Genomic DNA, 19,509 nt, shown 5'->3' on the forward strand with positions numbered 1-19,509 from the left:
CGGTGCCAACCGGCGCCGTCAGGCGGGCGGGACCCGACCGCACCATGAATCCAGGGAGGCACCTGTGCCGCGGTCAACATCCGACTCGGCGTCTCTGCTCCACATGCGGGGAATCGTCAAACAGTTCCCCGGTGTCCGCGCCCTGAACGGGGTCGACCTCGACGTACGCGCCGGGGAAGTGCACTGCCTGCTCGGCCAGAACGGCGCAGGGAAGTCCACGCTCATCAAGATCCTGGCCGGGGCGCACCAGCCCGACGAGGGCACCATCACCTTCGCCGGCGAGGAAGCCCGCCTGTCCGGCCCCACCGCCGCGATCCGTCTCGGCATCTCCACGATGTACCAGGAGCTCGACCTGGTGGACGGGCTGAGCGTCACCGAGAACGTCTTCCTCGGCCATGAGCCGGCGAGCTTCGGCTTCTCCCGCAGGTCGGAGGCCGACCGGGCCACGGCCGAGCTGCTCAGGCGGCTGGGGCACGGGGAGATCCGCCCGCGTACCGAGGTGGGCCGGTTGTCCCCGGCGCACAAGCAGATCGTCAGCATGGCGAGGGCGCTGTCGCACTCGACCCGGCTCATCATCATGGACGAGCCGTCGGCCGCCCTGGCCCACGACGAGGTGGACAATCTTTTCCGGGTGATCCGCGACCTCACCTCCCAGGGCGTGGCGGTGATCTACATCTCCCACCGGCTGGAGGAGATCCGCGAGATCGGCGACCGGGTCACCGTGCTGAAGGACGGCCGTACGGTCGCCGTCGGGCTGCCGGCCAAGGAGACGCCCACCTCGCAGATCGTCTCCCTGATGACCGGCCGCAACGTCGAGTACGTCTTCCCGCCCCGCTTCTCGGCCCCGCCCGGCGAGGAGATCTTGCGCGTGGAGAACCTGACGCTGCCCGGCCGCTTCGAGAACGTCTCGTTCACCGTACGGGCGGGGGAGATCGTCGGGCTGGCCGGGCTGGTCGGCTCGGGCCGTAGCGAGATCATCGAGACGATCTACGGCGCGCGCAAGGGCAGCGGCCGGGTCGTCCTCGACGGGCGCACGGTGCGGCCGGGCAGCACCACCCGGGCGGTGCGGATGGGCATGGGCCTGGCCCCCGAGGAGCGCAAGGCGCAGGCGCTGCTGCTGGACCACTCGGTCGCGCAGAACATCACGCTGGCGAGCATGAGCCGCTACACCAAGCCGCGGTGGCTGGGCTGGCTCGACCGCCGCAGCGAGCTCGCCGAGGCCACGAGGCTGTCGCAGGCACTGGACATCCGCCCGCCCGATCCGCTCCGGGCGATCAGGACGTTGTCGGGGGGCAACCAGCAGAAGGCGGTGCTGGGCCGCTGGCTGGCCGAGGACCGCAAGCTGCTGCTGCTGGACGAGCCCACGCGCGGTGTGGACGTCGGCGCCCGCGCCGAGCTGTACGCGCTGGTCCGCAAGCTGGCCGACGACGGCATCGGCGTGCTGCTGGTCTCCAGCGAGGTGCCCGAGGTGCTGGGCCTGGCCGACCGGGTGCTGGTCGTCCGCGAGGGCCGGATCGTCCATGAGGCGCCGGCCGAGGACCTGGACGAGCACCGCGTGCTCGACCTGGTGATGGTCTCCACAGGGTCGGCGTCCGGGGCCGACGAAGCGAATCCCCTAGAAGGAGCGTTCCATGACTGACGTTGATCAGAGCGCGCCGGCCGGCCCGCGCCTGAAAGCCGTGGGGGCGCGCGGCCGCCTCGGCCGGCTCGGCGAGATCCGCCATCTGGGTCTGGTCGCGGCGCTGGTGCTGCTGGCGATCGTGGGCGTGGTGACCAGACCGGAGAACTTCGCCACCCCCTCCAACCTGGTGAGCATCCTGGCGCTGGCCTCGACCATCGGCGTGATCACGGTCGGCTCGACGTTCGTGATCATCGGTGGTGGCATCGACCTGTCGGTCGGGGCGTTGATGGCATTGGCGTCGGTGTGGGCGACAACGCTGGCGACACAGGCGTACGGGCCGGTCGTGATGATCGTGTGCGCGGTGCTGGTCGGCACCGGCGCCGGATTGCTGAACGGATTCCTCATCGCCTACGGGCGGATGGTGCCGTTCATCGCGACGCTGGCCATGATGGTGGCCGCGCGCGGCTTGGCCCAGCGCATGTCCAACCAGCGCACCCAGCTGGTCCAGCCGGACAACTCGCTGATCGTCGACCTGTCGACCACGCGGGTGCTCGGGCTGCCGCTGCTGGTGTACATGTTCGCGCTGGTGGTGCTGGTCGGCTGGCTGGTGCTCAACCGCACGACGTTCGGCCGGCGCACGTACGCGGTGGGCGGCAACCCCGAGGCGGCCCGCCTGGCCGGCATCGACGTACGCAAGCACACGCTGATGTTGTACGCGCTGTCGGGCCTGTGCTGCGGGATCGCCGCCGTGCTGATCATGGCGCGGACCACCACCGGCTCCTCCACCCACGGCGACCTGTACGAGCTGGACGCGATCGCCGCGGTGATCATCGGCGGGACGCTGCTGAGCGGCGGCAAGGGCACGATCATCGGGTCGATCCTCGGTCTGCTGATCTTCACGGTGATCACCAACCTGTTCATCCTGAACGGCCTGAACACCGCCGACCAGCTCGTCGCCAAGGGCGCGATCATCGTCGCCGCCGTGCTCCTGCAGCGGCGAAGTCTCAAATCACCTCTATGACCCACCGAAACCCTTCCGTCCCTGACCCGGGCCCCACCCATCGGAGAAATACATGAGCAAGAACGTCGGCCGTCGAGGGCTGTTCGCGAGCGGCGCCGTCCTCGGCGCGGGCGCCCTCCTCGCGGCCTGCACCAGTAACGAGCCCGCTGCCGTGTCGGCCTCCTCCTCCGCCGCCCCGCAGGCGGCGGCGTCGGCCGGGACGGACAACGACAAGCCGGGCGAGCAGGTCGTCATCGGCTTCTCGGCCCCGGCCGCCGACCACGGCTGGATCGCGGCCATCAGCAAGAACGCGCAGGAGGCGGCCAAGCAGTACTCCGACGTCACGCTGAAGGCGGTCGAGCCGACCAACGACATCAACCAGCAGATCTCGGCGGTGGAGTCGCTGATCCAGGCCAAGGTCAACGCGCTGGTGATCCTGCCCAACGACGGCCAGCAGCTCAACCAGGTCGCCCGGCAGGCGATGGACGCGGGCATCCCGGTGATCAACGTGGACCGGGTCTTCCCCGACAAGCTGTCGTACCGGACCTGGATCGGCGGCGACAACTACGGCATGGGCGTGGCCGCCGGGCACTTCATCGGCAAGACGCTCAAGGACAAGGGGGTGTCGAACCCGGTAATCCTGGAGATCCAGGGCATCGCCACGCTGCCGCTGACCCAGGAGCGCAGCAAGGGCTTCGCCGACGCCCTGCAGATGTACGGGTTCAAGGTGACCGCCAAGCAGGACGCCAAGTTCACCGTCGAGTCGGGCACGCAGGTCGCCGGCAACCTGCTCCAGGCGCACAAGAAGATCGACGCGATCTGGAACCACGACGACGACCAGGGCATCGGCGTGCTGGCTGCGATCAAGGAGGCCGGCCGCGACGAGTTCATCATGGTCGGCGGCGCCGGCTCGGCCAACGCGATGCGCGACATCCAGGCCGATTCCGGCGTGCTGAAGGCCACCGTCACCTACCCCGCGACGATGGCCGCCTCCGCGATCAAGCTCGCCCGCCTGATCGCTCAGGGCAAGGGCATGAGCGACCTGATGGAGAACGAGGTGCCGCAGTCGATCACGCTCGCCTCGCAGACCGTGAGCAAGGACAACGTCGCCAAGTACCTCCCGTCGGGGTTCGAATCATGAGGCCGGTGGCCGGCGTCGGCATGGTCGGGTACGCCTTCATGGGCCGCACCCACTCCCAGGCCTGGCGCAACGTGGACGCGTTCTTCGACCTGCCGCTCCGGCCCGCCATGGTCGCGCTGGCCGGCAGGAACCCCGAGGCGACCGAGCAGGCTGCGGCGAAGCTGGGCTGGGCGCACGCGGAGACCGACTGGAAGCGCGTGCTCGACCGTGACGACGTGCAGATCGTCGACATCTGCACGCCCGGCGACAGCCACGCCGAGATCGCCATCGCGGCGCTGGCCGCGGGCAAGCACGTCATCTGCGAGAAGCCGCTGGCCAACAGCGTCGCCGAGGCCGAGGAGATGGCCGCCGCCGCCCGCGCCGCCGCCGGACGGGGCGTACGGGCGATGGTGGCCTTCAACTACCGCCGCGTCCCGGCCGTCGCGCTCGCCAGACGGTTCGTGGCCGAAGGCAAGCTTGGACAGATCCGGCACGTACGAGCCCAGTACCTGCAGGACTGGATCGTCGACCCGGACTTCCCACTGGTGTGGCGGCTGCAGAAGGACAAGGCCGGATCGGGCGCGCTCGGCGACATCGGCGCCCACATCATCGACACCGCCCAGTACGTCACCGGCGAGCGGCTGACCGGCGTCTCCGCCATGACCGAGACGTTCGTCAAGGAACGCCCGCTGGCCGCCGGGTCGTCCGGCCTGTCGGCCGGCAGCGGCACAGGCAAGGGGTCGGTCACCGTCGACGACGCCGCGCTGTTCAACGGGCGGCTCACCGGCGGCGGCCTGGCCTCCTTCGAGGCCACTCGCTTCGCGACCGGCCGCAAGAACGCGCTGCGCATCGAGATCAACGGATCCCTGGGCAGCCTGGCCTTCGACTTCGAGTCGATGAACGAGCTGTGGTTCCACGACCACACCCTCGACGACGCCGAAGCCGGGTTCCGGCGGGTGCTGGTCACCGAGCCCGGACACCCGTACGCGGGCGCCTGGTGGCCGCCCGGACACGGCCTGGGCTACGAGCACGCCTTCACCCACGAGGTGAAGGACTTCATCGAGGCGATCGCCGCCGGCACCGACCCCGAGCCGTCCTTCGACGACGGGCTGCAGGTGCAGCGGGTGCTGGCGGCCGTCGAGCAGAGCGCGGCTGACGACAGCCGCTTCACCCCTGTGGAGGTTTCATGACCCGGCCCATCACGCTGTTCACCGGGCAGTGGGCGGACCTGCCGTTCGAGGAAGTCTGCCGCCTGGCCTCGGAATGGGGCTACGACGGCCTGGAGATCGCCTGCTGGGGCGACCACTTCGAGGTCGACAAGGCCCTCGCCGACGACTCCTACGTCGAGCGCAGGAAGGAGACCCTGGCCAAGCACAACCTGCGGGTGTGGACGATCTCCAACCACCTCGTCGGCCAGGCCGTCTGCGACAACCCGATCGACGAACGGCACAAGGGCATCCTGCCCGCCCGCATCTGGGGCGACGGCGAGCCAGAAGGCGTACGGCGGCGCGCCGCCGAGGAGATGAAGGACACCGCCCGCGCGGCGGCCAAGCTGGGCGTCAAGACCGTGGTCGGGTTCACCGGCTCGTCGATCTGGCACACCGTGGCCATGTTCCCGCCGGTGCCGCCGTCGATGATCGAGGCCGGGTACCAGGACTTCGCCGACCGGTGGAACCCGATCCTCGACGTCTACGACGAGGTGGGCGTGCGCTTCGCCCACGAGGTGCATCCGAGCGAGATCGCCTACGACTACCACACCACCGTCCGCACGCTGGAGGCCATCGGGCACCGGCCCGCGTTCGGGCTGAACTGGGACCCCTCCCACATGGTGTGGCAGGAGCTGGACCCGGCGGGCTTCATCCTCGACTTCGCCGACCGGATCTACCACGTCGACTGCAAGGACGCCAAGGTGCGCACCGGCAACGGCCGCCGCGGCCGGCTGTCGTCGCACCTGCCCTGGGCCGACCTGCGCCGCGGCTGGGACTTCGTCTCCACCGGCCGGGGCGACGTGCCCTGGGAGGACTGCTTCCGGGCCCTGAACGCGATCGGCTACGACGGCCCGATCTCCGTCGAGTGGGAGGACGCGGGCATGGACCGCCTGGTCGGCGCGCCCGACGCGCTGGCGCTGATCCGCGAGCTCAACGCCATCACCCCGCCCACGGCCGCCTTCGACGCCGCGTTCTCGGCCGAGTAGCGCGCCTCGCCGGGACGGCGGCACCGCCGTCCCGGCTGACCGATCGCGAGAAGAACAGCGAGAGGAAAGCAATGAGAACGGGATTATGGCTGATCGGGGCACGAGGATCGGTCGCGGTCACCAGCATGATCGGCGCACTGGCGATCCGGGCCGGCCTGGCCGCGCCGACCGGATGCGTCCTGGAGACGCCGGAACTGCGCCATGACGCCCTGCCCGGCATCGGGGACCTGGTCTTCGGCGGCCACGACATCTCCTCCACACCCCTGGACAAGAAGGCGGCCGCGCTGGCCGAGGCGGGAGTCGTCCCGGACGGGCTGGCGAGCGCGGTGCAGGACGCGCTGCTCGGCATCGAGCAGGACGTGCGGCCCCTGCCGGTCGCCGCGACGCAGGGCGAGACCGCCCGCGCCATCGCCGCCGACCTCGACCGGTTCCGCGCCGGGCACGACCTGGACCGGGTCGTCGTGATCAACGTCTCCACCACGGAACCGGCGCCGTCACCGCACCTCGCGCACGCCGACCTCGACGCCCTGCGTTCCGCGCTGGACGGTCCGGACCCGGTTCTCCCGCCCAGTGCCCTGGCCGCCTACGCCGCGCTGTCCGCCGGCTGCCCGTACGTCGACTTCACGCCCTCCACCGGCGCCCGCCTGCCCGCGCTCGACGCCCTCGCCCGGGAGAAGGCCCTCCCGTACGGCGGCCACGACGGCAAGACCGGTGAGACGCTGGTCAAGTCGGTGCTCGCCCCGATGTTCGCCCAGCGCAACCTGAAGGTGCGCACCTGGTCCGGGATCAACCTGCTGGGCGGCGGTGACGGCGCGAACCTGGCGGATCCGGCCGCCAACGCGGCCAAGGCCGCCAGCAAGCAGCGTGTGCTCCCCGAGACGCTCGGTTACGTCCCGCAGGGTGACACCCGGATCGACTTCGTCGAGGACCTCGACGACTTCAAGACCGCCTGGGACCTGATCTCCTTCGAGGGCTTCCTCGGCACCCGCATGCGCATGGAGTTCACCTGGCACGGCTGCGACTCCGCCCTGGCCGCGCCGCTCATCCTGGACCTGGCACGGCTGACCGCCGCCGCCCACCGGGCCGGGCGCACGGGCCCGCTCACGGAACTCGCCTTCTTCTTCAAGGACCCCCTCGGAGAGGTGCCTCACGGGCTGGCCGAGCAGTGGCAGTCGTTGCGGGCCGCCGTCGAAGCGTACGCGAGCGCCCCGCGATGACGGCGCCGCGAGACCTGCTGGACCTGGTCCGGGCTCCTGCCGCGCTGTCGGTGCCCGGCGACGTGATCGCCGGGGCGGCCGCCGGTGGGGTGCTCGGCCGCCGTACCGTCGGGCTGGCCTGCGCCTCGGTCTGCCTGTACTGGGCGGGAATGGCGGCCAACGACTGGGCCGACCGGCGTCTCGACGCCGTCGAACGCCCGGAACGTCCCATCCCCTCAGGGCGGGTGCCCGCCGGAGCGGCTCTCGGCGTCGCGGTGGGCCTCACCGCTGCCGGGCTCGCCGTGGCCGGGCTCGCGGGCGGCCGGCGTGCCCTGGCGGTCGCCGGCCCGCTGGCCGCCGCCGTCTGGGCGTACGACGTGGCCGCCAAGGGCACCCGCGCCGGTCCCCTGACCATGGCCCTCTGCCGCACCCTCGACGTCCTCCTCGGCGCCGCCCCCGCCCTTTCCACCAGGCATGTCGCGGACGCGTTGCCTGCCGCGGTCACGGTCGGCGCGCACACGTACCTGCTGACCGCGCTCTCGCGGGCGGAGGTGTCGGGCACCGGTCCGCGCCTGCCTGCGCTCACCCTCTCAGGAACCGTCGCGCTCGCCGCCGTCACCGCCCGCGGCGGCGCGAGCCCCGATCGGGCGGCCGTCACCGTCCGCACCGGCGTGAGCCTCACGCAGCCGGCCCTCGCCGCCTGGTACGCCGCGCAGTTCGGGCTCTCCCAGGCCCGCGCAGTCGCCGACCCCCGCGCGGGCCGGGTGCGCGACGCGGTCAGCGCGGGCATCGTCAGCCTGCCCGCCCTCCAGGCGGCACTCACCGCGCGCGCCGGCGCGGCCCGCGTCGCGCTCGCCCTCTGGGCGGCGGTCCCGCTGGCCCGGCGCCTGGTCAGAAGGATCTCCGCGACATGACGCGATTCGGCTACGGCACCAACGGCTTCGCCAACCACCGCCTGACCGACGCCCTCGACGTCATCGCCGGCCTCGGCTACGAGGGTGTGGCCCTGACGCTCGACCACTGCCACCTCGACCCGTACGCCGACGGCCTGGGACGGCGCGTGGCGAGGGTCGCCGACCGACTGCGCGACCTCGGCCTGGCGGTGGTCGTCGAGACCGGCGCGCGTTACCTGCTCAACCCGCGTCGCAAGCACGCCCCGACCCTGCTGGACGACGACCGCGACCGCCGGGTGGACTTCCTGATCCGCGCCGTCGCCGTCGGCGCGGATCTCGGGGCTGAGGCGGTGTCGTTCTGGTCTGGCGTACGCCCGGCCGGCGTCGACCGGGCCACCGCCTGGGATCGGCTGGTCGACGGCTGCGGGCGGGTTCTCGACGCCGCGCGGCGGGCCGGCGTGCCGCTGGGGTTCGAGCCCGAGCCGGGCATGCTCGTCGAGACGATCGCCGGCTGGCGGACGCTGCACCAGGCGCTCGGCTCCCCGGACGGCTTCGGCATCACCCTGGACATCGGGCACTGCCGCTGCAACGAGCCCCAGCCGGTGCCCGACTGCGTCGCCGCCCTCGCCGGGCACCTGGTCAACGTACAGATCGACGACATGCGGCGCGGCGTGCACGAACACCTGAAGCTCGGCGAAGGGGAGATCGACTTCCCGCCAGTGCTGCGGGCGCTCGCCGACGCGGGCTACCGGGGCCTGGTCGCGGTCGAGCTGCCCCGGCACAGCCACGCCGCGCCCGTCGTGGCCGCGCGTTCGATCGAGTTCCTGCGCGACGCCGAGCGGGCCTCCAACGAAGGAAGGACGGCATGACAGGTCCGGAGCGGCTGCGCGCCGCGCTTCGGGAGACGCTTCGGGAGACGCTGCGGGAGACCTCTCGGGCGGAATGGGTGGACGCCGCGCTCGCCGAGGCGGGCGAGCGGCCCGAGACGATCAGCCGGTCCTTCGCCCAGGCCGGACGGCGGGCCGGGCGCACCCCGCTGCCCGGCGTGCCCGGCTGGACGGCGGACGAGGCCACCCGCGCGCTGCTGCTGGCCGCGCTGCCGCCGGACCGGGCCGGGGCCGGGATCGCCGACCTCTACCACCACGGCGACGCCGACGAGAAGCAGGCCGCGCTCAAGGCCCTGCCGATGCTCGCCGTCGGCGTAGCGGGCCTGCCGCTCCTGCACGACGCCATCCGCACGAACGACGCCCGCCTGCTGGCCGCCGCGCTCGGCCCCTACGCCCGTCACCTCGACCAGGCCGCCTGGCGGCAGGCGGTGCTCAAGTGCGTCTTCATGGGCGTGCCGCTGATCGCCGTGGACGGGCTGGAGGAGCGGGCCGACCTTGAGCTGGCGGAGATGCTGGCCGCGTTCGCCGACGAGCGCGCGGCCGCGGGACGCCCGATGCCCGCCGACGCCGCCGCCCTGCTCGACCGTCTGACCCGCGAGGAGTCCTGATGCGCATCTTCGACCCGCACATCCACATGACGTCCCGCACCACCGACGACTACGCGCGGATGGCCGCCGCCGGCGTCCGGGCCGTCGTGGAGCCCGCCTTCTGGCTGGGCCAGCCGCGCACCGGCCCTGGCTCCTTCACCGACTACTTCGACTCGCTGATCGGCTGGGAGCCGTACCGGGCCGCCCAGTTCGGCGTCGTCCACCACGCGACGATCGCGCTGAACCCCAAGGAGGCCAACGACCCCCGCTGCCGTCCCGTTCTCGACCTGCTGCCGCGTTACCTGGACAAGGACCGGGTCGTCGCGGTCGGTGAGATCGGCTACGACTCGATGACCCCGGAGGAGGACGACGCCTTCGAGCGGCAGCTCGGCCTCGCCGTCGAGCACGACCTGCCGGCGCTCGTGCACACCCCGCACCGCGACAAGGCCGCCGGCACGCGGCGCACGCTGGAGGTCGTCGCCGCCTCCGGCATCGCGCCCGAGCGGGTCGCCGTGGACCACCTCAATGAGGTCACCGTCGAGATGGTCCGCGAGGCCGGATGCTGGACGGGCTTCTCCATCTACCCCGAGACGAAGATGTCGCCGCCCCGCATGGTGGAGATCCTGCGGCGGTACGGCCCCGACCGGATGCTGGTCAACTCCGCCGCCGACTGGGGCGTCTCCGACCCGCTGCTCACGCTGGAGACCGGGAGGGCCATGCTGGCGGCCGGGTTCACCGACGACGACGTCGACCGGGTGTTGTGGCGCAACCCCGTCGAGTTCTACGGCCAGTCGGGACGGCTCGACCTGACTGGCTCCGCCTCGGGCGGGGAAACCTTCGAAGGCAGCTCCATCAAGCGCGGCGGCAGCTGATGCGGCTCCGCCACGCGGGAGGAACCCCGCTGCACCTGTCCTACTGCACCAACGTGCACGCCGCCGAGGACCTCGACGGCATCCTTGCCCAGCTCGACGTCTACGCGGTCCCGATCCGCGCCCGCCTCGGCACGGACGTCCTCGGGCTCGGGCTCTGGCTGGCCGCGCCCGTCGCCGCCGCCCTGGCCGCCGACCCCGCCCTGCGGGCCCGCCTGCGCCGCGAGCTGTCCGTACGGGGGTTGGAGGTGGTCACGCTCAACGGCTTCCCCTACCGCTCCTTCCAGGACCCGGTCGTCAAGCACGCCGTCTACCGTCCCGACTGGACCACCCGGGACCGCCTGACGTACACGCTGGACCTGGCGCTCGTCCTCGCCGACCTGCTTCCCGACGACGCGGCCCGTGGGTCGGTCTCGACGCTGCCGCTCGCCTGGCGCGACCCGTGGGACACCGTGACCGCCGACCGCGCCGCCCGCCGTCTCGATCGGCTCGCCGCCGGCCTGGCCGCGGTCGAGTCCGCCACCGGGCGGCCGGTACGGGTCGGCTTCGAGCCCGAACCCGGCTGCGTCGTGGAGACGACGGCGCAGGCGGTGGCCCGGCTCGCCGACGTCGACCGCGACCGGCTCGGCGTCTGCCTGGACCTGGCCCACCTGGCCTGCGCGTGGGAGGATCCGGCCGACGCGCTGAAAGAGCTGGGCCGCGCCGGCCTGCCCGTCGTCAAGGTCCAGCTCTCCGCCGCCCTGGAGTCCGCCGAGCCCGACGTCCTGCGCGAGTACGCCGAGCCGCGCTTCCTGCACCAGACGCGCAACCCGGCGGGGGAGTCCGCCGACGACCTCGACGAGGCGTTCGAACGGTCGCTGCCCGGACCGTGGCGGGTCCACTACCACGTCCCCCTCCACGTCACGCCGGCCGCGCCGCTGGCCACGACCGTCCCCGTGCTGCGCGCGGCGCTCGCGGAACTCCTCGGCGGGCCGCGGCCGCTCTGCGACCACTTCGACGTGGAGACCTACACCTGGGGGGTGCTGCCGCCCGCGCTGCGTCCGCGGAACCCTGAGCAGCTCGCCGCCGGTATCGCCGGGGAGCTGGACTTCGCCCGTGCCGAGCTGCACAAGCTGGGAGTGACCTCATGACATCGCTGCTGGTCCTGGACGTGGTGGGGCTGACCCCTCGGCTGCTGGCGCACATGCCGCGGCTGCGGGCCGTCGCCGAGGGCGGCTTCCAGGCCGAACTCGGCACCGTCCTGCCCGCCGTCACCTGCTCGGTCCAGTCCACGTTCCTCACCGGCCTGCCGCCCTCCGGCCATGGCGTCGTCGGCAACGGCTGGTACTTCCGCGACCTCGGTGAGGTCCTGCTGTGGCGGCAGCACAACGCGCTCGTCGGCGGGGAGAAGGTGTGGCAGGCCGCCCGCCGCGAGCGGCCCGGCCTCACGGTGGCGAACGTGTGCTGGTGGTACGCGATGGGCGCCGACGTCGACTGGACGGTCACCCCCCGGCCGATCTACTACGCCGACGGCCGCAAGGAGGCCGACTGCTACACCCACCCGCCGGAGCTGCACGACGAGCTCACCGCGGAGCTGGGCACGTTCCCCCTGTTCACCTACTGGGGCCCCGGGGCGGGCCTTGCCTCCTCGGCCTGGATCTGCCGCGCCACCCAGCACGTCATGACCGCGCACGACCCCGACCTGACCCTGGCCTACATCCCGCATCTCGACTACGACCTGCAACGGTACGGCCCGTCCGACCCGCGCGCCGCCGCGGCGGCCGCCGAGCTCGACACAGTGCTGACGCCGTTGCTGGACACCGCCGCGGTGGCGGGCCGGACGGTCGTCGTGCTGTCGGAGTACGGCATCACCGACGTCTCCCGCCCGGTCGACGTCAACCGGACGCTCCGCGCGGAGGGATTCCTGCACGTCCACACCCAGGACGGCATGGAGTACCTGGACCCGTGGACGTCGCGCGCGTTCGCCGTCGCCGACCACCAGGTGGCGCACGTCTACGTGGCCGACCTCGCCGACGTGCCGGCCGTCGCCGAGCTCTGCGCCGCCCTTCCCGGCGTCGCCGAGGTGCTCGACGACGCGGGGAAGAAGGCGTACGGCCTGGACCACCCCCGCTCCGGCGACCTGGTCCTGCTCGCCGAGCCCGAGGCGTGGTTCACCTACTACTACTGGCTCGACGACGCCCGCGCACCCGACTTCGCCCGCCTCGTCGACATCCACCGCAAGCCCGGCTACGACCCGGCCGAGCTCTTCTTCGACCCGGCGAACCCCGGCGCCGCCAAGCGCAGGGCCGGGGTGGCGCTGCTGCGCAAGAAGCTCGGCCTGCGCCACCTCATGAACGTCGTCGGCCTCGACCAGGGCGCCCGCGCCGTACGAGGCTCGCACGGGCTGCTCCCCGCCGATGCCGCCGACGGGCCGGTGCTGCTCTGCTCGGACCCGTCCCCGGGCAAGGACCGGTTCGAGGCGACGGAGGTCAAGGACCTGCTGCTGCGCCTCTGCCGCCTGCCTTGAGCCGGGCCGGATTGTCGAGACACGCCTGCACGACCGAGTTGGCCGCGCCGAGGAGAGGCCCGTCCGAGCCCAGGCGCGAGACGATCACCGCGCCCTGGCCCACGCGGCCCGGATCCATGACCCGGCGGTCCAGCTCCCGCTCCAGGGCGGGCAGCAGCCACGGCAGCAGCGGGGAGTGCCCGCCGCCGAGGATCACCTTCTGCGGATCGAGGAGGTTCACGACGCCGGCGAGGGCGATGCCGAGTGCCTTGCCGGCCTCGCGCAGGGCACGCCGTACCTGCTGGTCGCCCTCGCGGGCGCGTTCCGCCAGAAAGGCGATGCGGCCGCCCGGACCCGGATGCAGGGCCGCGACCCGCGCCAGATCGACGCCGCTCGACCGCAGCAGGGCTTCCTCGCCCGCGTATCGCTCCAGGCAGCCTCGGCCGCCGCAGGCGCACGCCGGGCCTTCGGGGCGTACCGGAACATGGCCGAGTTCCCCCGTGAAGCCGTGCGTCCCGCGCAACAGGCGTCCGTCGATGACGATGGCCGCACCGATGCCGATCTCCGCGGAGACGTGCACGAAGTTGCGGAGGGAAGGGTCGTGCGCCCCGAGCCACAGTTCGGCGAGCGCGCCGTGGTTGGCCTCGTTGTCGACCGTCAGCGGGAGAGCGGGGAGCGAGGGGGCGAGGTCCACGCCTTCCCAGCCCAGGTTGGGGGCGCGTACCACGGACGACGACCCGCGCGCCACCAGGCCGGGCACCGCGACGGCGAGCCCCGCCGGTCGTAGCCCCTGGCCCTCCGCCTCCGCCGAGACCTTCCGGACGAGCCTCGCGAGGTCGCGCAGCACGGGCCCCGGTTCGCGCCCCCGGTTGGCGGCCTCGTACGTGACCCGCGCCCGCACCCGCCCGCTGAGGTCCACCGCGCACACGGCGAGGCGATCGACCCCGATCTCCGCCCCGAGACCCGCCGGTCCCTGGTCGTTGAGCTGCAGCGCGCTGCCGGGACGTCCTACGGTTCCCGGGCGCGACGGTCCCAGCTCCACGAGCAGCCCGTCGCGGATCAGCTCGTCGACGAGCGTCGACACGGCGGCCCGCGTCAAGCCGATGTGGGCCGCGACGGAAGCGCGGGACAGCGGGCCGAGCCGAGCCACGGCGTGCGCGACGAGCGAGAGGTTGCGCCGGCGCATCTCCTGCTGGGTGATGGACGGTGGCTCTGACACCTGGACTCCTCTAGACCGGTCGTCGTGTCTCTCCGGCTCCGTGCCACCGGGGGTGGCGGAGGCGGCTCGTGTGGAGAGACCCGGACTCCGCGGTGCGAAGTGAGAACCGCCAGGTGTCAGGCTACGGCGCGGGCGGCCTCATCCACGCCGCAGCAGTCCTTCCGCCCCGGACATGACCTCGCTGATGCGGTGCGACGCCTCGTCGTCGCACTGGACCGGCTCGTACAGGGCGCCCTCGGCGGTGGCCCAGCCGAGCGCCACCGCCGCCGGGTCGGCGCCGAGCAGCAGCCCGGCGGCCTGCGCGGCGGCTCCCAGGGCGACCAGTTCCCTGGCCTCCGGCACCTGGACGGGACGGCCGCTGAGCCTGCGGACGGTCTCGCGCCAGGCCGTGCCCTTGGCACCGCCGCCGATGAGCAGGATGGGGGCGTCCGGCGGGGCGTCCTCGTCGAGGACCCGGTCCAGGGCGGTGAGCAGGGCGAAGACGGCGCCGTCGTACGCGGCCTGGAGCACCTGCCCGGGTGTCGTGTCGTGGCGCAGCCCGTACAGCAGCCCGGAGGCCAGGGGCAGGTCGGGCGTGCGCTCGCCGTCGAAGAAGGGAAGCAGGACGGCCGAGCCGCCCTGCTCGACCGCCTCGCGGTCACGGCCGAGGAGGCCGGCGATCTTGTCCACGGCCAGCGTGCAGTTGAGCGTGCAGGCGAGCGGCAGCCACGCGTCGCGGGCGTCGGCGAACCCCGAGACGACCCCCGTCGGGTCGGCGGGTCTGCGGACAGTGACGGCATAGACCGTGCCGGAGGTCCCGAGGCTGAGCACCGGCCGCCCCGGACGCAGCCCGAGCCCGAGTGCCGCCGCCATGTTGTCGCCGGTGCCCGCCGCGACCAGCGCGCCGGGCGCCAAGGGCAGGCCAGGCAGGTTCCGTACGGTCCCGGCCGCCGCGCCCTGCGGCAGGAGCCGCGGCAACAGCTCGGGGGAGAGCCCGACGTGCTCCAGGATCTCCTCGTCGTACGTCCCGGAGGCGGCCGCCCACCAGCCGGTGCCCGAGGCGTCGCCGCGGTCGGTCGTGCCCTGCCCGGTGAGCCGTTCGGTCAGGTAGTCGTGGGGGAGGCGGACGGCCGCGGTCGCGCGGACCGCCTCCGGCTCGTTCTCGCGCAGCCAGGCCCACTTCGTGACCGTGAACGACGGCGCGGGAACGCTGCCGGTCCTCTCCGCCCACGCCTGGGGGCCGCCCAGCTCGCCGATGAGCCGGTCGCGCTGGGGGGAGGAGCGGACGTCGTTCCACAGCAGCGCGGGGCGTACCGGCCGGCCGGAGCGGTCCAGCGTGACGAGCCCGTGCTGCTGGCCGGCGATGGAGACGGCGGCGGCCCGCGAGGCGTACGGTCCGCACTGGGCGAGCGCCTCCCGCAGCGCCGCCCACCACTGCTCGGGGTCGCTCTCCTTGCCGTCGCCCGTGGGCCCGCCGCTCATGGTGTGCGGGGCCTGTCCCCGCGCGACCACGGCGCCGGTGGCGGCATCGACGACCAGCGCCTTCGTCGATTGCGTGGAGCTGTCCACGCCGATGACCAGGGGGCCTTCCTGCACGGGTACGGCTGCCGCCATCTGTTCGCCCTCGCGTCCTTCGTCTCGAACCCGGGATGCGGATGAAGGGTTCCCCGGGACGTCTCAATGTACTAATTTGTCAATCGGCATGACAAATGGCAGGGAGGCAGCATGAGTTACACCCCCACCCCGGAGGACCGGTTCAGCTTCGGCCTGTGGACGGTCGGCTGGGAGGGAAGGGACCCCTTCGGTGAGGCCACCCGGCAGGCCCTCGATCCCGCCGAGACCGTGCGACGGCTCGCCGGTCTCGGCGTCTACGGCGTGACGTTCCACGACGACGACCTGATCCCGTTCGGCTCCTCCGACGCCGAGCGCGAAGAGCACATCAAGCGGTTCCGCAAGGCCCTGGACGAGACCGGTCTCGTCGTCCCCATGGCCACGACGAACCTCTTCACCCAGCCCGTCTTCAAGGACGGCGCCTTCACGGCCAACGACCGGGACGTGCGCCGCTACGCGCTGCGCAAGACCATCCGCAACATCGATCTCGCCGCCGAGCTCGGCGCGAAGACGTACGTCGCCTGGGGAGGCCGCGAAGGCGCGGAGAGCGGCGCCGCCAAGGACGTCCGCACCGCGCTGGAGCGGATGAAGGAGGCCTTCGACGTGCTCGGCGCGCACGTCGTCGAGCAGGGCTACGACATGCGCTTCGCCATCGAGCCGAAGCCGAACGAGCCGCGCGGCGACATGATCCTGCCGACCATCGGACACGTCCTGGCCTTCATCGAGCAGCTGGAACGGCCCGACATGTACGGCGTCAACCCCGAGGTCGGCCACGAGCAGATGGCGGGGCTGAACTTCCCGCACGGCATCGCGCAGGCGTTGTGGGCGGGCAAGCTCTTCCACATCGATCTCAACGGCCAGAACGGCATCAAGTACGACCAGGACCTGCGCTTCGGGGCCGGTGACCTGAGGGCCGCCTTCTGGCTGGTGGACCTGCTGGAGACCGGCGGCTACGACGGCCCCCGCCACTTCGACTTCAAGCCGCCGCGGACCGAGGACATCGACGGCGTCTGGGCCTCGGCCGCCGGCTGCATGCGCAACTACCTGATCCTCAAGGAGCGGGCCGCGGCCTTCCGCGCCGACCCGGAGGTGCAGGAGGCCCTGCGTGCCTCACGCCTGGACGAACTCGCGCTGCCGACACTGGGCGAGGGCGAGACCGTGGCCGACTTCCTCGCGGACCGCACCGCCTACGAGGACTTCGACGTGAAGGCCGCCGCGGAGCGCGGAATGGCCTTCGAACGCCTCGACCAGCTCGCCATGGATCACCTGCTGGCGGCGCGCGGCTGAAGACGCTTGACCGCGTCCGGTCGGCTCAAGGCTGGAGTCGACCGGACCCGTCGTCGGCGGCGTACTCGGCGTCGATGTGCTCCGACCAGGTCGATGTGATGTTCCGACGATGTATAGGTGAGATAGGTCTTGGCATTCGTCGAGAGCGGGCCGGTCGGGCGCAGCCGCGCGGGCACCGTCTCGGGGGCGGTCACCGACGTGTACCGCTTCAAAATTCATCGAGTAGGGCTTGAGCTGGGAGTTCTCCGAAGCGGCTATGCGGCTCGGTGGTACTCGTTGATCAGCCCGTCGAGCACCTTCCGGCGTTCGATTCGGCCTTCCAGGGGTACGATGGTCCGCTCCTCGTGATCGGGTGGTCGCTGCGAGCGGGACTGGTGCGGCCGATGGCCGTTGTAGTGAGCGGCATACTCCGTCGGAACCGACTGCAGGTGCCGTTCGCCGTAGATCAGCATGCGGTCGGTACACTCGGCCCGTACAGTGCGCACCGACCGCTCGGCATGGCAGTTCGCCCGCGGCGTGCGCGGTGGGGTCTTCACCACTGTCACGCCCGCGCCAGCGAAAACCGCGTCGAACACCTTGGTGAACTTGGTATCTCGGTCGCGGATGAGGAAGCGGAAGAAACCGATGCGGTCGCCGAGGTCCATGAGCAGGTTACGGGCCTGCTGGACCGTCCACGCTCCGGTCGGGTGGGCGGTCACCCCAAGGGTGCGAACGCGCCGGGTGGCGATCTCCATCACGAACAGCACGTACAGCCGTCTCAAGGAAATCGTGTCGACGTGGAAGAAATCAACGGCCGGCAGGCCTTGCGCCTGGGCGCGCAGGAAGATCCTCCACGAGGTGTCAGCGTCTCGGGGAGCTGGACCGAAGCGCAGACTGCGGAGGATCCGTCGTACGGTCGCCTCACTGACCTGATAGCCGAGCCGGACGAGTTCACCGTGCACCCGGCGGTATCCCCAGTCCCGGATTCTCCTGCGCCAGGCGCGCCACCAGCTCCCGGACCTGGCTTGAGAGTTTCCTTCACGGGCGTGCCAAGGAAACCCCTATTCGCGGGCCATTCGACTTTGACGAGCTCTTTCCCGGGTGCCCTTGCTGCGCTTTCACTGGTGCTGGCCCGGGCGGCGAGCACTTCCGGCGCGAGAACGCCGGCGCGCGCTGTCGTGCCCAGGCCCATCGTGGCAAGTCCAGGCAGAAGGCTGCCGGTGCCCTTGCTGACACCTCCGGTGAAGCTGTCGCCGTCGACAGGGTAGGTCGCGTTGACCCAGCCGTAGTAGTCGCCTTCGCCCCACGTGAACAGCTCCGTCAGGGGATCGAAGAGGATACCGAAGCCCGACATGATGCCGTTGTTCATGCCGTTCACGATGTTTTGCTGCATCGCCGACGGGTTGCTGCTGGTGGTGTAGCTGCCGTCGGGCTTGGCGAGGTGACCATTCCGAGGGAGGTGGGGGTCGACGCGTACGGGATAGGTGACGAGCAATGGACCCTTGATCCTCTTGCGCCTCCGAGTACCAGGCGAGAACATGACCGGGTGGCTCTGGACGGGGCGCGACTGCGAGTGGACCGAATACTGCGGGCCTTCGGCTACCGCCTGTACATGGGGCCGGCGCACGGACGGGGGATGTACGTCGGGCCGATCTCCGGACGCTACGACCCCGGCCGGCCTCCCCCACCAGAGATGGAAGCCCAGCTGCACCCGGCCCACCCGCGCCTGTGCGAACTGCGCGAGCGCTACCGGCGCCTCGACTCACCGCTCACCGACCACACGGTGTGGACCGACGAGCATCGCCGCGACGGCATCGACCTGCGCCACTTCCGCGGCGACAACGCCTACGTCTGGCAGTTGCGGTACATGGGCAGGCGCCCGGCGCGGAAGTATCGCGCGTACGCCGACTACGTCAGAGGCCTGGACCGGCTCGGCCTGCTGGACCGGACCGAGGAGGATGGCGCGTTCGGGTGCTGGGTCTTCGACGACGGCCAGGGGCGGCCCGTCAGCCGTGATCTGCTCGACTCGATCAACGAATTGTATTTTCTCGACCGGACGTGGGGGCTGTTCGACCGGGTCGGCTTCACCGTGGCCGACATCGGTGCCGGTTACGGCAGGCTGGCCGTACGCATGGCGAGCTGCGTACCCGGCCTTCGGCGCTACCTCTGCCTCGACGCGATCCCGGAATCCACCTTTCTCAGCGAGCTCTACGTCCGCTTCCGCGGCAGTGCGGACCGGGTGCTGGTGGTGCCGCTCGACGAGGTCGATCAGTGCCTGGCCCAGAACACGCCTGACCTGGCGGTGGCCGTCCACAGCTTCTCGGAGATGTCCTCCGCGGCCATCGACGCCTGGATCGCGCGGCTGGCCTCTACAGGAGTGAAGCACCTGTTCGTGATCTCCAACGAGGCCGACGAGATCTACGCGGCCGACCCCGGGCGCAGGCGTAACGACGCGATGCCGATCCTCGATCGCCACGGCTACCGGCTCACCGTGGCCGAGCCCATCCTGCGTGATGAAGCGACCCGCCAGGTGGTGGGGAGCGACAACCATTTCCTTCTCTTCGAACTCGGTGAGGCGTGAG

18 protein-coding genes are annotated in these 19,509 nt (G+C 71.7%); 14 read left to right on the forward strand and 4 right to left on the reverse strand.

Annotated elements, in window-relative coordinates:
• Nucleotides 1-103 precede the first annotated feature (103 nt).
• The 12 genes from ACIBQ6_RS19605 (at nucleotide 104) to ACIBQ6_RS19660 (ending at nucleotide 12,873) form a co-directional block, all read left to right on the forward strand.
• The gene (locus ACIBQ6_RS19605) at nucleotides 104-1,639 is read left to right on the forward strand and encodes a sugar ABC transporter ATP-binding protein (protein ID WP_397213398.1); all 1,536 of its coding nucleotides are present in this window, start codon (nucleotides 104-106) and stop codon (nucleotides 1,637-1,639) included.
• Nucleotides 1,632-2,642, forward strand: coding sequence for an ABC transporter permease (locus ACIBQ6_RS19610; protein ID WP_358297102.1), 1,011 nt, complete (start codon nucleotides 1,632-1,634; stop codon nucleotides 2,640-2,642). Before ACIBQ6_RS19605 ends, ACIBQ6_RS19610 begins: the two co-directional genes overlap by 8 nt.
• Nucleotides 2,643-2,694: 52 nt before the next feature.
• The gene (locus ACIBQ6_RS19615; RefSeq protein WP_352327222.1) at nucleotides 2,695-3,762 is read left to right on the forward strand and encodes a substrate-binding domain-containing protein; all 1,068 of its coding nucleotides are present in this window, start codon (nucleotides 2,695-2,697) and stop codon (nucleotides 3,760-3,762) included.
• Complete coding sequence (locus ACIBQ6_RS19620; RefSeq protein WP_397213401.1) at nucleotides 3,759-4,931, forward strand: Gfo/Idh/MocA family protein; 1,173 nt, start codon at nucleotides 3,759-3,761, stop codon at nucleotides 4,929-4,931. The genes ACIBQ6_RS19615 and ACIBQ6_RS19620 overlap by 4 nt, the downstream gene beginning before the upstream one ends.
• A complete protein-coding gene (locus ACIBQ6_RS19625) occupies nucleotides 4,928-5,935 on the forward strand; it encodes a sugar phosphate isomerase/epimerase family protein (protein ID WP_358297110.1) in 1,008 nt (335 codons plus the stop codon). Before ACIBQ6_RS19620 ends, ACIBQ6_RS19625 begins: the two co-directional genes overlap by 4 nt.
• Nucleotides 5,936-6,006: 71 nt before the next feature.
• Complete coding sequence (locus ACIBQ6_RS19630) at nucleotides 6,007-7,152, forward strand: inositol-3-phosphate synthase (RefSeq protein WP_397177827.1); 1,146 nt, start codon at nucleotides 6,007-6,009, stop codon at nucleotides 7,150-7,152.
• A complete protein-coding gene (locus tag ACIBQ6_RS19635; protein WP_397213403.1) occupies nucleotides 7,149-8,045 on the forward strand; it encodes an SCO3242 family prenyltransferase in 897 nt (298 codons plus the stop codon). The genes ACIBQ6_RS19630 and ACIBQ6_RS19635 overlap by 4 nt, the downstream gene beginning before the upstream one ends.
• A complete protein-coding gene (locus tag ACIBQ6_RS19640) occupies nucleotides 8,042-8,893 on the forward strand; it encodes a sugar phosphate isomerase/epimerase family protein (protein WP_397213405.1) in 852 nt (283 codons plus the stop codon). Before ACIBQ6_RS19635 ends, ACIBQ6_RS19640 begins: the two co-directional genes overlap by 4 nt.
• Complete coding sequence (locus ACIBQ6_RS19645; RefSeq protein WP_397213407.1) at nucleotides 8,890-9,519, forward strand: EboA domain-containing protein; 630 nt, start codon at nucleotides 8,890-8,892, stop codon at nucleotides 9,517-9,519. The genes ACIBQ6_RS19640 and ACIBQ6_RS19645 overlap by 4 nt, the downstream gene beginning before the upstream one ends.
• Nucleotides 9,519-10,370, forward strand: coding sequence for a TatD family hydrolase (locus ACIBQ6_RS19650; RefSeq protein WP_364419974.1), 852 nt, complete (start codon nucleotides 9,519-9,521; stop codon nucleotides 10,368-10,370). The genes ACIBQ6_RS19645 and ACIBQ6_RS19650 overlap by 1 nt, the downstream gene beginning before the upstream one ends.
• Nucleotides 10,370-11,497: a metabolite traffic protein EboE gene (gene eboE / locus ACIBQ6_RS19655; RefSeq protein WP_397213409.1), complete on the forward strand. Its 1,128-nt coding sequence runs from the start codon at nucleotides 10,370-10,372 to the stop codon at nucleotides 11,495-11,497. The genes ACIBQ6_RS19650 and eboE overlap by 1 nt, the downstream gene beginning before the upstream one ends.
• Nucleotides 11,494-12,873, forward strand: coding sequence for a nucleotide pyrophosphatase/phosphodiesterase family protein (locus ACIBQ6_RS19660; RefSeq protein ID WP_397213411.1), 1,380 nt, complete (start codon nucleotides 11,494-11,496; stop codon nucleotides 12,871-12,873). Before eboE ends, ACIBQ6_RS19660 begins: the two co-directional genes overlap by 4 nt.
• Here ACIBQ6_RS19660 and ACIBQ6_RS19665 read toward each other — a convergent pair.
• Both ACIBQ6_RS19665 and xylB read right to left on the reverse strand, forming a co-directional pair.
• Nucleotides 12,836-14,071, reverse strand: a complete 1,236-nt coding sequence (locus ACIBQ6_RS19665) for an ROK family protein (RefSeq protein WP_397213413.1) — start codon at nucleotides 14,069-14,071, stop codon at nucleotides 12,836-12,838. The two genes, ACIBQ6_RS19660 and ACIBQ6_RS19665, sit on opposite strands and share 38 nt — an antisense overlap.
• A 138-nt stretch (nucleotides 14,072-14,209) precedes the next feature.
• Complete coding sequence (gene xylB / locus ACIBQ6_RS19670) at nucleotides 14,210-15,664, reverse strand: xylulokinase (RefSeq protein WP_397213415.1); 1,455 nt, start codon at nucleotides 15,662-15,664, stop codon at nucleotides 14,210-14,212.
• A 111-nt stretch (nucleotides 15,665-15,775) separates the two neighbouring features.
• On the opposite strand from xylB, the gene xylA reads away from it, so the two are divergent.
• On the forward strand, nucleotides 15,776-16,948 hold the full coding sequence (xylA, locus tag ACIBQ6_RS19675) for a xylose isomerase (RefSeq protein ID WP_352326383.1): 1,173 nt from the start codon (nucleotides 15,776-15,778) through the stop codon (nucleotides 16,946-16,948).
• A gap of 254 nt (nucleotides 16,949-17,202) precedes the next feature.
• On the opposite strand, the gene ACIBQ6_RS19680 is transcribed toward xylA, so the two are convergent.
• Both ACIBQ6_RS19680 and ACIBQ6_RS19685 read right to left on the reverse strand, forming a co-directional pair.
• On the reverse strand, nucleotides 17,203-17,694 hold the full coding sequence (locus ACIBQ6_RS19680) for an integrase core domain-containing protein (RefSeq protein ID WP_397213417.1): 492 nt from the start codon (nucleotides 17,692-17,694) through the stop codon (nucleotides 17,203-17,205).
• 11 nt (nucleotides 17,695-17,705) lie between these two features.
• Nucleotides 17,706-18,422 carry a hypothetical protein gene (locus tag ACIBQ6_RS19685; RefSeq protein WP_397213418.1) on the reverse strand — a complete coding sequence of 239 codons (717 nt, stop codon included), beginning with the start codon at nucleotides 18,420-18,422 and terminating at the stop codon, nucleotides 17,706-17,708.
• A gap of 78 nt (nucleotides 18,423-18,500) precedes the next feature.
• Between ACIBQ6_RS19685 and ACIBQ6_RS19690 the strand changes: the two genes are divergently transcribed.
• Nucleotides 18,501-19,508, forward strand: coding sequence for a putative sugar O-methyltransferase (locus ACIBQ6_RS19690; RefSeq protein WP_397213421.1), 1,008 nt, complete (start codon nucleotides 18,501-18,503; stop codon nucleotides 19,506-19,508).
• Nucleotide 19,509 lies beyond the last annotated feature (1 nt).

The organism is Nonomuraea sp. NPDC049655 (assembly GCF_044465465.1).
Classification (GTDB): Bacteria; Actinomycetota; Actinomycetes; order Streptosporangiales; family Streptosporangiaceae; genus Nonomuraea.

What these genes read in the sequence shown, in the direction of transcription:
- ACIBQ6_RS19660 (WP_397213411.1), top strand. Translation starts at nt 11,494, where the DNA reads ATGACATCGCTGCTGGTCCTGGACGTGGTGGGGCTGACCCCTCGGCTG.
- ACIBQ6_RS19615 (WP_352327222.1), top strand. Translation starts at nt 2,695, where the DNA reads ATGAGCAAGAACGTCGGCCGTCGAGGGCTGTTCGCGAGCGGCGCCGTC.
- ACIBQ6_RS19645 (WP_397213407.1), top strand. Translation starts at nt 8,890, where the DNA reads ATGACAGGTCCGGAGCGGCTGCGCGCCGCGCTTCGGGAGACGCTTCGG.
- ACIBQ6_RS19620 (WP_397213401.1), top strand. Translation starts at nt 3,759, where the DNA reads ATGAGGCCGGTGGCCGGCGTCGGCATGGTCGGGTACGCCTTCATGGGC.
- eboE (WP_397213409.1), top strand. Translation starts at nt 10,370, where the DNA reads ATGCGGCTCCGCCACGCGGGAGGAACCCCGCTGCACCTGTCCTACTGC.
- xylB (WP_397213415.1), bottom strand. Translation starts at nt 15,664, where the DNA reads ATGGCGGCAGCCGTACCCGTGCAGGAAGGCCCCCTGGTCATCGGCGTG.
- xylA (WP_352326383.1), top strand. Translation starts at nt 15,776, where the DNA reads ATGAGTTACACCCCCACCCCGGAGGACCGGTTCAGCTTCGGCCTGTGG.
- ACIBQ6_RS19605 (WP_397213398.1), top strand. Translation starts at nt 104, where the DNA reads ATGCGGGGAATCGTCAAACAGTTCCCCGGTGTCCGCGCCCTGAACGGG.
- ACIBQ6_RS19650 (WP_364419974.1), top strand. Translation starts at nt 9,519, where the DNA reads ATGCGCATCTTCGACCCGCACATCCACATGACGTCCCGCACCACCGAC.
- ACIBQ6_RS19635 (WP_397213403.1), top strand. Translation starts at nt 7,149, where the DNA reads ATGACGGCGCCGCGAGACCTGCTGGACCTGGTCCGGGCTCCTGCCGCG.
- ACIBQ6_RS19625 (WP_358297110.1), top strand. Translation starts at nt 4,928, where the DNA reads ATGACCCGGCCCATCACGCTGTTCACCGGGCAGTGGGCGGACCTGCCG.
- ACIBQ6_RS19610 (WP_358297102.1), top strand. Translation starts at nt 1,632, where the DNA reads ATGACTGACGTTGATCAGAGCGCGCCGGCCGGCCCGCGCCTGAAAGCC.
- ACIBQ6_RS19640 (WP_397213405.1), top strand. Translation starts at nt 8,042, where the DNA reads ATGACGCGATTCGGCTACGGCACCAACGGCTTCGCCAACCACCGCCTG.
- ACIBQ6_RS19630 (WP_397177827.1), top strand. Translation starts at nt 6,007, where the DNA reads ATGAGAACGGGATTATGGCTGATCGGGGCACGAGGATCGGTCGCGGTC.